Origin of the sequence: Brachybacterium sp. GPGPB12 (assembly GCF_038396325.1) — a bacterium.
GTDB lineage: Bacteria > Actinomycetota > Actinomycetes > Actinomycetales > Dermabacteraceae > Brachybacterium > Brachybacterium conglomeratum.
This window is the reverse complement of record NZ_CP149573.1, coordinates 1,554,512-1,567,712: the sequence shown is the minus strand read 5'-3', so window position 1 is coordinate 1,567,712 and position 13,201 is coordinate 1,554,512. Positions and strand designations below refer to the sequence as shown.

The window sequence follows — 13,201 nt, the reverse complement described above, 5'->3', positions numbered from 1 at the left end:
CGGTGAGCGAGGTGAGCCCCGTCAGCATCCACGGCGCCGCGGCGGGCGGCTCGTAGAGGCCGAGGATCGCGAGCGCCTCCGGCAGTCCGCCGAGCCAGCCGATCGCGATGCCGATCACCGCGGTGCGCCGCGCAGGCGCACGTGACGCCACGGCTCGTCGAGGATCCGTCGGCGGGCCGCGAGCCAGCCCAGCAGGATCGGCGGCGGCGCCCCCATCAGCGCTGCGAAGGGCAGCGACACCGCCCACAGCCCGAGCCGGTAGAGCACCGAGACGAGATAGGGGGTGTCGTAGGCGACGGGGCGGACGAAGCCGGTGCCCATGTCCGTCGCCGCCATCTCGGCAGTCACCTCGGCCGGCACGAAGTACGTCAGCGCCACGCCGCTGAGCATGCTGAACAGCGCGAACAGCGCCATCACCGCCGCGAGCACGATCACCCAGATGCGCAGGGTGCGGGAGCGTCGGCCGAAGAACCACCACACCAGCACCAGCGCGCTGAGCGCGTACACCCCGAGGATGTCGCCGTAGAACAGCGGCGCCGCATGCGCGCGCCCAGAAGCGGCATCGCCCAATGTCGGCGGCGCATCATCGTCCGCACCGCGCCGGGGGCGAGGCCGCGGTCGATCCTCGAGCGGTAGAACTGCACCATCCCGTAGCCGAACAGGAACGCGAACAGCGGCATCGCCCGATGGTCCACCGCGATCGTCATCACCGCCTGCGCGATCGTGTCCAGCGGCCCGTCGGCCGGGAGGTGCGGGGTGCCGCCGACGGACTCCGTCGAGCGCCACAGGTACCAGGAGACGTTGGCCACCGCGATCAGCGCGAGCATCAGCCCGCGCGCGACATCGGGGGCGAGGGAGCGGGCCGGCGCGACCGCAGCGGCCGATGCGGACGAGGGGTCGGGAGCGTGCGCGGAGACGGGAACGGAGGTCACGGCAGGGCCTTCCGGAGCGGCGGACGTCGTGCCCGTCACGCTAGTGCGCCGGCGCCCGCACGCCCCACGACGAAAGTCATGGATCGGGCTCTCAATCGGTGGTGGGAAGCACCTCTCCGCGGCGGGCCGGAGGGCCCCGTGCGAGCCTTCGATGCCTAGACTGGAGGGCACACGACGACGACCCTTGAGGAGCAAGTGAGGCTGCGGTGAACGACCACCTGAAGACGACGGTCCAGGCGATCAACTGGAACCGGATCCCGGACCCGAAGGACCAGGAGGTCTGGGACCGCCTGACCGGCAACTTCTGGCTTCCCGAGAAGGTGCCGCTGTCCAACGACGTCCAGTCCTGGAACCGTCTGCCAGAGTCCGAGCAGCAGCTGGTGATGCGCGTGTTCACGGGCCTGACACTGCTGGACACGGTGCAGGGCACCGTGGGCGCGGTCTCCCTGATCCCCGACGCGATCACGCCCCACGAGGAGGCGGTGTACACCAACATCGCGTTCATGGAGTCCGTGCACGCGAAGTCGTACTCCCAGATCTTCTCGACGCTGTCGAACACCAAGCAGATCGACGAGGCCTTCCGCTGGAGCGAGTTCAACGAGCCGCTGCAGAAGAAGGCGAACATCGTCATGGACTACTACCAGGGCGACGACCCGGAGAAGCGCAAGGTCGCCTCCACCCTGCTGGAGTCCTTCCTGTTCTACTCCGGCTTCTACCTGCCGATGCACTACTCCAGCCGCGGCGAGCTGACGAACACGGCGGACATCATCCGCCTGATCATCCGCGACGAGGCCGTGCACGGCTACTACATCGGCTACAAGTTCCAGAAGGCCGTGGAGAAGGCCGACGCCGCCCGCCAGGCGGAGCTGAAGGAGTACACCTTCTCGCTGCTCATGGAGCTGTACGACAACGAGGAGGAGTACACCGAGGACCTCTACGACCCGGTCGGCTGGACCGAGGAGGTCAAGACCTTCCTGCGCTACAACGCGAACAAGGCGCTGATGAACCTCGGCTACGAGGCCCTGTTCCCGCAGGATCAGGTCGAGGTGAACCCCGCGATCCTCGCCTCGCTCTCCCCGAACGCGGACGAGAACCACGACTTCTTCTCCGGCTCCGGCTCGAGCTACGTCATGGGCAAGGCCGTCGAGACCGAGGACGACGACTGGGACTTCTGAGCCCCATTCGCCTCGGAGGCCCGGAGACGCGCGCACGCGCGCCTCTCCGGGCCTCCTGCCATACTCCTGCGCTCAGGTCGACCCGCTGCTGCAGGTCCTGTTCCGGGCCGTCGCTCCGCACGGGCGGGGCCTCGCCGTCGTGCGCGACCCGATCGCGGTGCGGAAGGATCCGGCGGCGACCTGGCGCTGGCTCGTCCCGCTGAAGTCCGTGCCCGATCGGTACGTGCCGTGAGCGCCGGTCTCCCCGCCGACATCTTGCGTCTCCACCCCGTCAGGGCCGACGCCGACCGCGTCCTCGCCGCCCACGTCGCCGACGTGGTGGGCGTGCGACCCGACGAGATCAGGGTGGGGCGGCACTGCCCCTCCTGCGGCGCGGTCTCCCACGGCCGGCCCTGGGCGCGGGTCGCGGGCACGGCCGACGGGGGCGCGAGAGCCCGGGGCAGGGCCGACGGGCGGCCGGCCGCAGGACACGGCGCCAACACGAGCCCGCGTCCGGTGCTCGGCGTGAGCCTCTCCCGCTCGGGCCCGCATCTGCTCACCGCCGTGCGCCTCGGCGGCGGGCTCGGGGTGGACCTCGAGGAGATCGCGGCGGTCGACCGCGGCTGGGACCCCTCCCTCGTCGCCGCACCCGGCCGAAGCAGGTCAGGACCGCAGCGCCGAGGAGCGGGCGCGCCTCTGGGCCGGCAAGGAGGCGGTGCTCAAGCTCCTCGGCACCGGGCCGCGCACCGCGATGCCCGAGGTGCGCCTCGCGGATCATGACCTGCGCGAGGCCGAGGCGCCCGAGGGGTTCGTGATCCTGGTGGCGCAGGGCTGACCGCGCCGGACCGTCAGCCGCGCGAGAACAGGGACCGCGACCCCCGATGGGTGGGCTATCGAGCGGCGGGCTGATCGGGCAGGTCCGCGGCTCCTCGTCGTGGAGCCACGCGGCGAACAGGTCCGTGAGGTCCTCGCCGCTCTCGCGCGCGGCATGCTCCTCGAACATCTCGGTGGTCACCGAGCCGCCGAGGTTCTGCGCCAGCCACGACCGGATCAGCGGGAAGAACGTCTCGTCGCCCACGCGGCGGCGCAGGGCGTGCAGGGCCAGGGCGCCGCGCTTGTACAGCCGGTCGTCGAACATCAGCTCCGGACCGGGATCGGCCACCAGCAGGTCCTCGGGCGACTCCGCGAGCGCCGCGTGGTGGCGGCGGGCCTCGTCCTCGAGGGTGGAGCGGCCGGTCTCCTCCGCCCACAGCCATTCGCTGTAGCAGGCGAAGCCCTCGTGCGACCAGATGTCCTGCCACCGCTTGAGGGTCACGGCGTTGCCGAACCACTGGTGGGACAGCTCATGGGCGGTCAGCCGCTCCGCCTCCCAGTCCTCGGCCAGGTGGTTGCGGCCGAAGGTGGACAGCGCCTGGGACTCCAGCGGGATCTCCAGCTCGTCCTCGGTGATCACCGCGGTGTAGGAGGGGAAGGGGTAGGGGCCGTACATGCGGGTGAACAGCTCGAGCATCTCGGGTCGCCGGGCGAAGCCGTGCGCGAGCTCCTTCGCGCCCACCCCGGCGGGCACCAGGGAGCGGACCGGCACGGACGCCCCGCGATGCGGCACCTCGGTGTACCGGCCGATCTGGATCGTGGCGAGATAGGTCGGCATCGGGACGTCCTGGCGGTAGCTCCAGGTGGTGGCGTTGCCCTTGCGGCGCTTCCCTCCAGCTCGCCGGAGACGGCGACGTGATAGGCGGGGTTCGCGGCCAGGCTGATCTCGTAGACCGCCTTGTCGTCCGGGCGATCGTTGCAGGGGAACCAGGAGGGGGCGCCGTGCGGCTGGGCGGCGACGATCACCCCGTCCTCCAGCTCCTCCCAGCCGGTCGGCCCGTGCAGGCGCGAGCGGACCGGGCGCGGCTTGCCGCCGTAGCGCACCTCGATCGTCGCCTCCTGCCCCGCGGTGAACGACGCCCTCAGGGTGAGGTCGCCGCCGTGGTGGCTGTGCTTGACCGGCTTCCCGTCGAGCTTCACGGAGGAGACCTGCAGGCCGTAGAGGTCCAGGTGCGGCGCGCCGGTGTCCTCGTGCACCTGGCGACTCAGGGTCGCGGTGCCGTCCAGACGGTTCGTCTCGACCTTGTAGGCGAGGTCGAGCGCGTACCGCTGCACGGAGTAGGAGGCGTCGCCGTGCCCCGGGAGATAGGGGTCGCTGCCCGGTCGGGTGGTGCTCATGCGCGCTCCTCCATGTGCTCGCGCTCGCGCGCGTCGTCCTCGTCGTCGTGCTCGTCGGCGGTGCCGTTCAGCGGGGCGTCGTCGTCGGCCCAGGGGCCGATCGGGTTGCCGCTCCAGCGGGTCCCGGGCGGCACGCGCTCGCCGCGCATCACCAGGGACACGGGGCCGACGGTCGCGTGGCGGTCGATCTCCGCGGCGGGCAGGATCACGCCGCCGGGCCCCAGGGTCGCACCCTCGCCGAGGGTCACGGCGTCCATGCTCAGCACGCGGTCCTGGAACAGGTGGGTCTGGACCACGCGACCGCGGTTCACGGTCGCGCCGTCGCCGAGGGTGACCAGGTCCGTCTCCGGCGACCAGTACGAGTCGCACCACACGCCCGCGCCGACCCTCGCGCCGAGCGCCCGCGACCACAGGTTCAGCGCCACGGTGCCGGCGGTCGAGGTCGCGAACCACGGCGCGGCGAGCACCTCGGTGAAGGTGTCGGCGAGCTCGGAGCGCCACACGTAGGCGGTGAACAGGGCGTGCTCGCCCGGGCGATGCCGGCCGATGATCAGCCACTTCGCGATCACGGTGATCGCCGCGGCGACGATGCCGGCCAGCACCAGCACGACCCCGCCGAGCAGGACGGCGAGGAGGATCCAGGGCCCGCCGCGCGCGAGGAGCGCGTAGACCGCGCCCCACACCGCCACGGGCAACAGCGGCGCGATCAGCGGCGGCACCAGGCGCGCCGTCTCGACCAGGCCGCGCTGTACCAGCAGGTGCTTCGGCGGGTCGTAGGTGAGGGCGGCGTCGTGCTCCTCCTCGGCGCGGCGCGCGTCTTCGGCGGGGAGCCGAGGTAGGAGGTGCCGGACTTCGCGGACTTGCGGCGCGGGGCGGCGGAGAGCACCGCGACCAGCGACTGCTTGGGCACCTTGCGGCCCGCGGCGAGCATGCCGGAGTTGCCGACGAAGGCGCGCTTGCCGACCTTCACCCGCTCCACGCGGATCCAGCCGCCGCCGAGCTCGTAGGGACCCACCAGCGTGTCGTCGGCGAGGAAGGAGTGGTCGCCGACGGTGACGAGGCTCGGGATCAGCAGGGCGGTGGAGATCTCCGAGCCCCGGCCGACCTTCGCACCGAGCATCCGCATCCACATCGGGGTGAGCCCGCCGGCGTACAGCGGGAACAGCCAGGCGCGGGCCTCGTCCAGCAGGCGCGGCGTCGCCCAGATCGACACGCCCGCCGCGGAGCGCATCGGATGGTGGCCGGGGGAGATGGCGAGGGCGAGCAGGCGGGTGAGCACCAGCACCGCGAGCGCCACGGCCGCGAAGCCGGCGAGCGCCGCGAGCGGCGACCACGGCAGGGCCGCGAGCACGGCCTGCTCGAAGGTGTCCGCGCCCCGCAGGGCGGGGAGCGCGACACCGCGCCGCCCACCAGCACGCCGAGGCCGGGCGGCGCGGCGATCAGCAGCGACAGCGCCCCGTAGACGATCTCCCACTGCGGCCTGCGCGGCGGTGCCTCGTCGGACCAGGGGCCGCGGGCCGCGGCGCGACGGGCGGCGGGGGAGCCGGACCAGAACTCGCCGGCCGGCACCTTCCCGAGCACGGCCGAGCCGGGCGCGACCTCGGCGTCCTTCCCGATTCGGGCGCCGGGGCCGAGGGTGCTTGCGGGCGCCGATGCGGGCCCGCTTCCCGATCCGGACGGGGCCGATGTGCGGCGACGTCCCCGTCGATCCAGTAGCCGGCCAGGTCCACCTCGGGCTCGATCGAGGCGCCGTCCCCGATCTCGAGCATCCCGGTGACGGGCGGCAGGGCATGCAGGTCCGCGCCCTTGCCGAGCCTCACGCCGAGCGCCCGCGCGTACCAGGGGAACCACACCGCGCCGGAGAGGGAGGTCGCCCCGAGCTCGTCCTGGACGTGCTCGGCGATCCACAGCGCGAGATGCACCCTCCCACCGCGGGGATGCGCGCCGGGGGTGACGCCGCGCAGCAGCGACCGTGCGAGGAGGGCGGCGAGGGCCATCCGTCCCGGGGGCAGGACGAGCGCGATCGTCATCGGGACCACCAGCCACAGCGGGAAGGCGACGATCCACGGCACGTCCGTGACCGCGGCGAGCACGGTGGAGGCGAGCATCAGCCAGGTGATGCCACGCGGCGCGGCGAGGCCGCGCAGCGGCGGCAGCGCCAGCGGCTGGGCGAGCTGGGTGCGGCGGCGCGCGGGGCGACGGTGCGGTCGCTGCGCACGGCGGTGGAGCCCATCGCGTCCAGGTGCGCGGCGAGCGCCGCGACGGAGGACTGCTGGTACACGTCGCCGACGGTCAGCTCGGGGTCTTGCTCGCGCGACCCGGCTGACCACCTGCGCGGCGGTGAGGGAGCCGCCGCCGAGGTCGAAGAAGTCGTCCCCCACGGAGGTGACCTCGGCGCCGAGCACGTCGGCCCAGATCTCCGCGATCCAGGCGGCGGTGCCGGAGAGCTCGGCGCGCGCTCCGAGGAGCCGGGCAGCGGCCAGGGCAGGGCGTCGCGGTCGATCTTGCCGGAGGTGCGGGTGGGGAGGTCCTCGACCACGGCCAGGCGCGGCACGAGCGCGGCGGGCATCCGCCGGCGCAGCAGTCCGCGGGCGATCTCGGCGTCATAGGAGTCCTCGACGGTCAGGTAGCCGACCAGGAGCTTGTTGCCCGAACGGCTGGAGCGCACGGCGGTCGCGGCGCCGACCACGCCGGGCAGGCGCAGCGGCTGGTCGTCGATCTCGCCGAGCTCGATGCGGCGCCCGCCGAGCTTGATCTGGTCGTCGGCGCGGCCGGCGAAGAGCGACCCGTCGGGGTCGTTGACCACGATGTCGCCGGAGCGGTAGGCGCGCTCCCAGCCGAGCGTGGGCATGGGCGCGTACTTCTCGGCGTCCTTGGCGGGGTCGAGATAACGGGCCAGGCCCACGCCGCCGATGATCAGCTCGCCGCTCTCGCCGGGGGCAACGGGGCTCCCCTCGCCGTCGACGACGGCGAGGTCCCAGCCGGCCAGGGGCAGGCCGATCCGCACCGGCGCCGTGCCGTCGAGCATCGCGCCGCAGGCGACGACGGTCGCCTCGGTGGGGCCGTAGGTGTTCCACACCTCGCGGCCGGGGACCTGGAGGCGGGCGGCGAGCTCGGGCGCGCAGGCCTCGCCGCCCATGATCAGCGACCGCACCTCGCGCGCGCCGCCGAGTCGGGCCAGAGGGAGACGAGGGTGGGGACGGTGGAGACGATCGAGATCCGGTTCGCCTCGAGCCAGGGGCCGACGTCCACGCCGGAGCGCACCAGCGAGCGCGGCGCGGGCACCAGGCAGGCGCCGTACGCCCAGGCCAGCCACATCTCCTCGCAGCTCGCGTCGAAGGCGACGGACAGTCCCGCCATCACCCGGTCACCCGGCCCGATCGGCGCCTGCTGCAGGAACATCTGCGACTCGGCCTCGACGAAGGCGGCGGCGCTGCGGTGGGAGACGGCGACGCCCTTGGGCCTGCCGGTGGAGCCGGAGGTGAAGATGACCCAGGCGTCGTCCTTGGGGAGGGGTCCCGCGGCGCGGCGGACGCGTCGGCGGCGTCGTGCGCGGCGGGTGACTCGGGCGCGCCGGCCGCCCCGGGCATGCCGGCCGACGTCTCGCTCGCCGCGGCTCCGGGAGCCGATGGGGCCGCGTGCGCCGGCGCACCGGCGGGGACCTGTGCGTTCCCGGCCCCGGTGGGGGTGATGACGAGGTCGTCGCCGATGACGGCGAGGGCCGCGGACTCCTCGAAGACGACGCGGGCGCGCTCGTCGGGGTCGTCGGCGTCGACCGGGACGTAGGCCGCGCCAGCCAGCAGGATCCCGAGGATCGCGACGTACAGGTCGGTGGTGCCGGAGCTGATCCGCACCCCGATCTTCGTGCCGGGCCCGGTGCCGATCGCGGCGAGCCGGCCGGCGACCTCGGACGCGGCCTCCTCGAGCGCAGTGTAGGAGAGGACCTCGGCGCCCGCGTGGACGGCGGGCGCCTCGCCGTGCGCCTCCACGACGTGGCGGAAGATCTCGACGAGCGTGCTGGGCGCCGGGGCGCGGTCCCCGGCGAGGAGCGCAGGGAGGAGGGCGGGGTGAGCGTCTGTCACGCCCTGATTGTCCCCTAACGACCTGTCGGACCGGGGGACGTGACCAGGCGGGGCGAGGAGACCTCGGTCGCCCTGTGACCTGCGCTGATGAGGTGACTAGCACGCATCGCCCCTGTTCGCGACCGGTTCTGTCCCGGCGCCGTCGCGCGCTCGCCCCGGCCCCGCCTCGGCGTCGTTCCCGAGCTGTTCCCCGGCCGTTCCCGCCGTGATCCCGCGGTGTTCCCTCTCCGATCCCGCAACGCTCCCTCTGCGGAGGGGTGGACGCGCGCGGACCTGCGGAGGCGCCGAGCGGCAGGGGACGATTCATGGGAGGCGGCCGGACCGGGAAGGCAGTACCGGATCACCGCTCCGACCGAAGGGTCGGTCGCGAATGCCGGGACATGAACGCACAGAGCGTTACATTGGATGTGCACACCCTTCCCCGATCTCAAGGAGTTTCACCATGGGACTCATCGGTCTGATCATCTCCTGGCTCATCATCGGCGCGATCATCGGGCTCCTCGCCCGCGCCGTCATGCCCGGCAAGCAGGGCATGGGCCTGGGCATGACCATCGTCCTCGGCGTTATCGGCGCGGTCGTCGGCGGTTTCATCGGCGACCTCTTCGGCGGCGACGGCATCTCGGGAATCATGAACAACCCGTGGAGCATCGGCACGATCCTGCTCGCCGTGATCGGCGCGATCGTCGTCATGGTGATCTACGGACTCGCGACCAAGAACCGCGCCTGATCCCTGGGGGCGCGGCCTGTCCGCGCCCTACCTCCGCCGTGCCGTCCCGGGTCCCCCGGGGCGGCGCTGCGCCGTTCACGGAGGCGTTCGCAGAGGGTCGTCCTCGGGCGGCGGGGCCGAGGAGTTCGGCCTCTGCCTCCGTGTGGGACTCCGCGGAATGCGGGAACGCTGGAAATCCCCGCACCGATGGGCGAGGCTGGGGTCATGACCTCCACCGACCCGCAGGCCACCGCATCCCCGCTGATCACCGCCGATCTCGCGCGCGCCGGTCGCGCCCTCGCCCAGGTCTCCGTCGCCGTGATCGCGGCGCGCACGGGGCTGGAGGCCGAGGACGTCCGCGCCTTCGAGCGAGGCGTCCAGGATCTCGACGAGGAGCGGAGCCGTGTCGCGCGCGCCGGCCTCGAGGAGCTCGGCGTCGAGCTCCTCCCGGCCGACGACGAGGCCGGCGTCGGCCACGGCGTGCGCCAGAAGTTCAACCCTCGCACCGTCAAGCGCATCGAGAACTGGGAGAACGAGGGCGGTCCGGCGCTCGAGGACGACATCTGACCCGCCCGGCGGGAGGCCGTCACAGCGGCACGTCGGCCGTGCGACGGCCGATGACCTCCACCGTGCGCCGCCCCGCGGACCAGCGGGCCGTGTCCTCGCGCAGGTCCTCGAGGTCCGAGGGGTCCACGAGCACGGTGAGCGGCGCCGCGCGCGCCCCGTACTCGGTGGGCTCCACCGCCGCGCCGCGGGATGCGGTCCAGACCCGCACGGCGTTCTCCGCGATCCCCACCTCGGCCGGCGGCACCTCGATCCGCGCCTCCAGCAGGTCCGTGCGCCGCAGCGGCGTCGCCGCGGCGACGGCCTGCTCGACGCCTGCGGTGTAGGCGCGCACCAGCCCGCCCGCACCGAGCTTCACCCCGCCGAAGTAGCGGATCACGATCGCGAAGACGTCCACGAGGTCCGCGTGCAGCAGCGACTGCAGCATCGGCATGCCCGCGGTGCCGGAGGGCTCCCCGTCGTCGTTGCTGCGATGGACCTCGGCCCGCTCGGCCGTCTCCTCGAGCACGAGGGCGGTGCAGTGGTGACGGGCACCGGGATGCTCGGCGCGGGCGGCGCGCGAGCAGGGCGTCGGCCTGCCCGACCTCGCTGACCCCGTGCGCGACCGGGTGAGGAAGCGGGACTTCTTCTCCACCAGCTCGGTCTCGACATCGGCGGCGAGGACGAGGGGAGAGGTCATGGAGGCGAGTCTAGGCGTGCCGGTCACGGCATGTGCCTGCCGGTCGGGGCCTCCGCCGGATAGCCTGTCGGTGTCGTCGGGGGTCGGCATCCGCTCCTCGTGACCGTCCCACTGCGCGACCCCTTCAGGAGCATCCCGTGACACAGCCGCCCTCATCCTCCGGTCCGCTCGCCCCGCCGCCCGGCGGAGGCTGGAACCAGCCCGGCCCGCGGCCCGGTGGCGCGCCCCATCCCGGCGGCTGGAACCAGTCCGCGGCCGCCCCGGCGAAGAAGCCGTCGAAGGCGCCCAAGGTCCTGATCATCCTCGGCGCCGTGATCATCGGGCTCAGCCTCGTGATCGGGATCGTGACGGCCGTGATCGGGTTCGGCCAGGTCGCCGGCGGCGCCGAGAAGTATCAGATCCTCGAGAGCGGCTCCGGCACATACACCGCCGAGGCCGACGAGACGGTGCGGCTGTACGCCGAGGAGGGCACGCCCGCCCCGCAGTGCACGATCGACGGCCCCGCCGTCGGCGAGGGCACCATCCAGACCAGCGGCTTCGGCAACGAGGGACGGGAATGGGACTCCTTCGACTCCTTCACCGCCGAGGAGGCCGGCGACTACACGATCGACTGCGGCGGCACGCCCGTGATGATCGGCCCGCCCGTCTCGATCGGCGGCATCTTCGCCGGCCTCGGCGGGATCCTCCTGGCCATCGGCGGCGGCGTGCTCGGCTTCCTGCTTGCTGATGGTCGGCGTGATCATCCTGCTCGTGCGCCGCGGCCGCGACTGAGCCGGACCGGCGCACCCTCACAGCGTCGGCGAGACCGCTGCGGACGGGCGCCCGCCGGCCCGCGGCCGCCGCACGCCGGGGATGCATGACGGGCCCGGCAGGAGCGATGCTCCTGCCGGGCCCGTCGGTCGCTCAGCCCAGGGGTCGCGCGGGCGGGACGCTCAGGCGTCCTCGGTGATCAGCGGGTACACGCCGTTCTCGTCGTGCACCTCGCGCCCGGTCACGGGCGGGTTGAACACGCACACGCACTTGATCTCGGTGCGGGGGCGCACCTTGTGCTTGTCGTGGTCGTTGAGCAGGTACAGCGTGCCGGGGGCCAGCTCGTGGATCTCACCGGTCGCGAGATCCTCGATGGTGCCCTCGCCCTGCGTGATGAAGACGGCCTCGATGTGGTTGGCGTACCAGAAGAAGCTCTCGGTGCCGGCGTAGAGGGTGGTCTCGTGGACGGAGAAGCCCACGCCCTCCTTCGCCAGGATGATGCGCTTGGAGCGCCAGTTCTCCGACTTCACGTCGGCGTCGGTGTCCTCGATCTCGGCGAGCGAGCGGACGAGCATGTTTCGTGGTCCTTCCGGTGGGGATCTTCTGGTCGTGGTCCGCGGGAGCGCACAGCGGCCCGCGGGCGTCGGCCCGCCGCGCGAGGCGACGGGCCGACGGGGAGTGGGGTCCGAGGTGCGGCACCGAGACCGACGGGGCGCGTCTGTCTGCGACGCCGGCGGCCTCGGGCGACCGTACCTCGGGCTGTGGAGCCTCAGGCGGCGGCGAGGGCCTCGTCGACGGCGGCCTCGATGATGTCCAGGCCCTTCTCGAGCGGCTCCTCGGGAATGGTGAGCGCGGGCAGCGGCTTCACGACCTCGTCGTCCGGGCCGGAGGTCTCCACCAGCAGGCCCTCCTCGAAGGAGCGCGCGGCGATGGCGCCGGCGATCTCGCCGGAGGGCATCTGCAGGCCGCGGGCGAGACCGCGGCCCTTGACCACGAGCTCGTGGTCGGCGTGACGGGCGGCGATCCGGTTGAAGCGCGACTCGATGTAGGCACCCTTGGCCTCGGTGGACCGCTGCGGCTCGTCATCGCTCCAGAACAGCTCGATGGCCTTGGTGGCGGTGGCGAAGGCGGGGCCGAAGCCGCGGAAGGTGCCGTTGTGCTCCCCGGGCTCCCAGATGTCCAGCTCGGGCTTGATCAGGGTGAGCGCGAGCGGGTGGCCGTAGCCGCTGATCGACTTCGACAGGGTGACCATGTCGGGCTCGATCCCGGCCTCCTCGAAGCTGAAGAACCCGCCGGTGCGGCCGCGGCCCATCTGGATGTCGTCGACGATCAGCAGGATCTCGTGCTCCTTGCACAGATCCGCGAGGCCGCGCGACCACTCGGCGCGGGCGGCGTTGATCCCGCCCTCGCCCTGCACCGTCTCGACGATCACGGCGGCGGGCTTGTTCAGCCCGGAGCCGCCGTCGGTGAGCAGGCGCTCGAGGTACATGAAGTCGGGGACGACCTGGCCGAAGTAGTCGTCGAAGGGCATCGGGGTGGAGTGCACCAGCGGAATGCCGGCACCGCCGCGCTTCATCGAGTTGCCGGTCACGGACAGCGCGCCGAGGGTCATGCCGTGGAAGCCGTTGGTGAAGCTCACGACGGACTCGCGCCCGGTGACCTTGCGGGCCAGCTTCAGCGCGGCCTCGACCGCGTTGGTGCCGCCGGGGCCGGGGAAGGCGACCTTGTAGTCCAGGCCGCGGGGCCTCAGGATCTTCTCGTCGAAGGTCTGCAGGAACTCGCGGCGCACATCGGTGAACATGTCCAGGCCGTGCACCACGCGGTCCTCGAGGTAGTGGTCGATGACGACCTTCTTGAGCTCGGGGTGGTTGTGGCCGTAGTTCAGGGTGCCGGCGCCGGCGAAGAAGTCGATGTACTCCTTGCCGTCCTCGGCGGTCAGCACGGAGCCCTTGGCGTGGGTGAACACGGCGGGCCAGCCGCGGGAGTAGGAGCGGACGCCGGACTCGAGCTCGGTCGGGTCGACGGACGGGGCGCCGGCCTGGTCGGCCGGCTGGCGCTTCGCGGCGGTGTCGTGCGGGGCGGTCGTGGTCATGCCATCTCCTCGGGTGGGGTGGTGCGGTGGT

The 13,201-nt window shown here is 72.7% G+C and carries 15 protein-coding genes and 2 pseudogenes; 4 read left to right on the top strand and 13 right to left on the bottom strand.

Features of this window, described 5'->3' with window-relative positions; all coding sequences use genetic code 11:
* Positions 1-114: 114 nt before the first annotated feature.
* Positions 115-480 carry a hypothetical protein gene (locus WKH84_RS08950; RefSeq protein WP_341856358.1) on the bottom strand — a complete coding sequence of 122 codons (366 nt, stop codon included), beginning with the start codon at positions 478-480 and terminating at the stop codon, positions 115-117.
* Positions 432-932: a hypothetical protein gene (locus WKH84_RS08945; protein WP_341856357.1), complete on the bottom strand. Its 501-nt coding sequence runs from the start codon at positions 930-932 to the stop codon at positions 432-434. The genes WKH84_RS08950 and WKH84_RS08945 overlap by 49 nt, the downstream gene beginning before the upstream one ends.
* A 206-nt stretch (positions 933-1,138) precedes the next feature.
* Between WKH84_RS08945 and nrdF the strand changes: the two genes are divergently transcribed.
* Positions 1,139-2,107: a class 1b ribonucleoside-diphosphate reductase subunit beta gene (gene nrdF, locus WKH84_RS08940; RefSeq protein WP_053917064.1), complete on the top strand. Its 969-nt coding sequence runs from the start codon at positions 1,139-1,141 to the stop codon at positions 2,105-2,107.
* Positions 2,108-2,642: 535 nt separating this feature from the next.
* On the opposite strand, the gene WKH84_RS08935 is transcribed toward nrdF, so the two are convergent.
* From WKH84_RS08935 to WKH84_RS08900, 8 genes and pseudogenes are all read right to left on the bottom strand, one after another.
* Positions 2,643-3,575, bottom strand: coding sequence for a M1 family aminopeptidase (locus WKH84_RS08935; protein ID WP_341856826.1), 933 nt, complete (start codon positions 3,573-3,575; stop codon positions 2,643-2,645).
* Entirely contained in the window at positions 3,536-4,297 is a 762-nt protein-coding gene (locus tag WKH84_RS08930) for a hypothetical protein (protein ID WP_341856356.1), read from the bottom strand. The genes WKH84_RS08935 and WKH84_RS08930 overlap by 40 nt, the downstream gene beginning before the upstream one ends.
* Positions 4,294-5,016 (bottom strand): hypothetical protein, encoded by a 723-nt coding sequence (locus WKH84_RS08925; RefSeq protein WP_341856355.1) that lies wholly within the window; start codon positions 5,014-5,016, stop codon positions 4,294-4,296. The genes WKH84_RS08930 and WKH84_RS08925 overlap by 4 nt, the downstream gene beginning before the upstream one ends.
* Entirely contained in the window at positions 5,004-5,771 is a 768-nt protein-coding gene (locus WKH84_RS08920; RefSeq protein ID WP_341856354.1) for a hypothetical protein, read from the bottom strand. The genes WKH84_RS08925 and WKH84_RS08920 overlap by 13 nt, the downstream gene beginning before the upstream one ends.
* A complete protein-coding gene (locus WKH84_RS08915) occupies positions 5,737-6,405 on the bottom strand; it encodes a hypothetical protein (RefSeq protein WP_341857080.1) in 669 nt (222 codons plus the stop codon). Before WKH84_RS08915 ends, WKH84_RS08920 begins: the two co-directional genes overlap by 35 nt.
* Before the next feature lie 842 nt (positions 6,406-7,247).
* Positions 7,248-7,436, bottom strand: a pseudogene (locus WKH84_RS08910) (AMP-binding protein); the annotation flags it as partial.
* Between the two features lie 2 nt (positions 7,437-7,438).
* Positions 7,439-7,786 (bottom strand): AMP-binding protein, encoded by a 348-nt coding sequence (locus WKH84_RS08905; RefSeq protein ID WP_341856825.1) that lies wholly within the window; start codon positions 7,784-7,786, stop codon positions 7,439-7,441.
* A gap of 191 nt (positions 7,787-7,977) precedes the next feature.
* Positions 7,978-8,286, bottom strand: a pseudogene (locus WKH84_RS08900) (AMP-binding protein); the annotation flags it as partial.
* Between the two features lie 535 nt (positions 8,287-8,821).
* On the opposite strand from WKH84_RS08900, the gene WKH84_RS08895 reads away from it, so the two are divergent.
* The gene (locus tag WKH84_RS08895) at positions 8,822-9,106 is read left to right on the top strand and encodes a GlsB/YeaQ/YmgE family stress response membrane protein (protein ID WP_341856353.1); all 285 of its coding nucleotides are present in this window, start codon (positions 8,822-8,824) and stop codon (positions 9,104-9,106) included.
* Between the two features lie 204 nt (positions 9,107-9,310).
* Complete coding sequence (locus tag WKH84_RS08890; protein ID WP_341856352.1) at positions 9,311-9,652, top strand: hypothetical protein; 342 nt, start codon at positions 9,311-9,313, stop codon at positions 9,650-9,652.
* A gap of 19 nt (positions 9,653-9,671) precedes the next feature.
* On the opposite strand, the gene WKH84_RS08885 is transcribed toward WKH84_RS08890, so the two are convergent.
* Positions 9,672-10,328: a YigZ family protein gene (locus WKH84_RS08885; protein WP_341856351.1), complete on the bottom strand. Its 657-nt coding sequence runs from the start codon at positions 10,326-10,328 to the stop codon at positions 9,672-9,674.
* A gap of 137 nt (positions 10,329-10,465) precedes the next feature.
* Here WKH84_RS08885 and WKH84_RS08880 point away from each other — a divergent pair, with 137 nt between their 5' ends.
* Positions 10,466-11,188 (top strand): hypothetical protein, encoded by a 723-nt coding sequence (locus WKH84_RS08880; protein WP_341856350.1) that lies wholly within the window; start codon positions 10,466-10,468, stop codon positions 11,186-11,188.
* 72 nt (positions 11,189-11,260) lie between these two features.
* Here the strand turns inward: WKH84_RS08880 and WKH84_RS08875 are convergent, their stop codons facing one another.
* Positions 11,261-11,653, bottom strand: coding sequence for an ectoine synthase (locus tag WKH84_RS08875; protein WP_010550450.1), 393 nt, complete (start codon positions 11,651-11,653; stop codon positions 11,261-11,263).
* 194 nt (positions 11,654-11,847) lie between these two features.
* Positions 11,848-13,170: a diaminobutyrate--2-oxoglutarate transaminase gene (gene ectB / locus WKH84_RS08870; RefSeq protein ID WP_341856349.1), complete on the bottom strand. Its 1,323-nt coding sequence runs from the start codon at positions 13,168-13,170 to the stop codon at positions 11,848-11,850.
* Positions 13,171-13,201: the final 31 nt, after the last annotated feature.